This window comes from Streptomyces calidiresistens (assembly GCF_014141525.1).
GTDB lineage: Bacteria > Actinomycetota > Actinomycetes > Streptomycetales > Streptomycetaceae > Streptomyces > Streptomyces calidiresistens.
Map to the genome: position 1 here is coordinate 1 of NZ_VKHS01001504.1, position 537 is coordinate 537.

A 537-nucleotide genomic window follows, 5' to 3' on the forward strand; every position below is an offset into this window, starting at 1 on the left:
GGAGGTCGGCGGCGGGGTCGGGGATCAGGAGGCGCAGCCGGATCGACTCCGGGCGCGGGTCGTTCTCCCGCCCGCTCCGGGACGCGGCACCGGCCCGGGCGGCCCGGGCGATGTCACCGGCCCGGTGCAGCAGGGCCTCGCTGAGGCGGCGGGGGAACGGTTCCCGGGCCTCCAGGAGGATCCGGGGGGCGCGGAAGACGCGGGTCAGGTGGTGCTCCAGCGGCTCGGCCGGGGTGGAGCCGCCGGCGACCACGGCGGCCCGGCCCGGTACCCCGGGTTCCAGGAGGCCCTCCGCGCGCAGCACCTCGATGGCGCGGCGCACGGTGTCCCGGCCCACGCCGTGGGCGCGGATCATCGCCTGCTGGGCCGGCAGGCGTTCGCCGGGCCGCAGGTCCCCGGCGTGGATCCGTTCCCGGTACGTCGCGGCGATGCGTTCGTAGGCGGGTCCGCTCATGGCCGGCACGCTACAACGCCGGAGGCCCGTCGGCCGGTTGGCGTACCGGGGGCGCTCCGGGGATGTGGGGCGGGAGGCGACCC

The 537-nt window shown here is 78.6% G+C and carries 1 protein-coding gene; it reads right to left on the reverse strand.

Translation table 11 applies throughout. The features are described 5' to 3' along the window. Positions 1 to 454, reverse strand: a 454-nt coding sequence (locus tag FOE67_RS28030; RefSeq protein WP_182667595.1) for a winged helix-turn-helix domain-containing protein, incomplete at its 3' end; no start/stop codon positions are given. Positions 455 to 537 lie beyond the last annotated feature (83 nt).